Here is a 299-nt window from a genome sequence, read left to right as displayed (position 1 = left end):
GGATTGAAGCGTTGCTCATGGTGATGACCTGTAGCCTGATGATTTACGCAGCGTTGGAGCACCGGATCCGGCAGGGATTAGTGGAGCAGAATCGCAGTGTGGCGGATATGAAAAAGAAACCGACCCAGCAGCCGACGGCCCGTTGGATCTTTTTGCGCTTTGGTGGCATCCATGAATATCGACTGGGAGAAGCTCCGCCACAAGTAACGGAGCTAACAGGAGACCAGCAGATCATTTTGGAGGTATTGGGTGAGCGCTATCGGCAAATTTATTCCTAAATCAGGTGCGGAATGTCGGTT

General features: G+C 51.8%; 1 pseudogene. It reads left to right on the top strand.

The features are described 5' to 3' along the window. A pseudogene (locus tag J9892_RS20535) lies at positions 1-278 on the top strand (IS1634 family transposase); the annotation flags it as partial. Positions 279-299 lie beyond the last annotated feature (21 nt).

The sequence above is a fragment of the Aeromonas sp. Prich7-2 genome (genome assembly GCF_017939255.1).
GTDB lineage: Bacteria > Pseudomonadota > Gammaproteobacteria > Enterobacterales > Aeromonadaceae > Aeromonas > Aeromonas caviae.
This window is presented reverse-complemented; position numbering and strand designations above follow the sequence as displayed.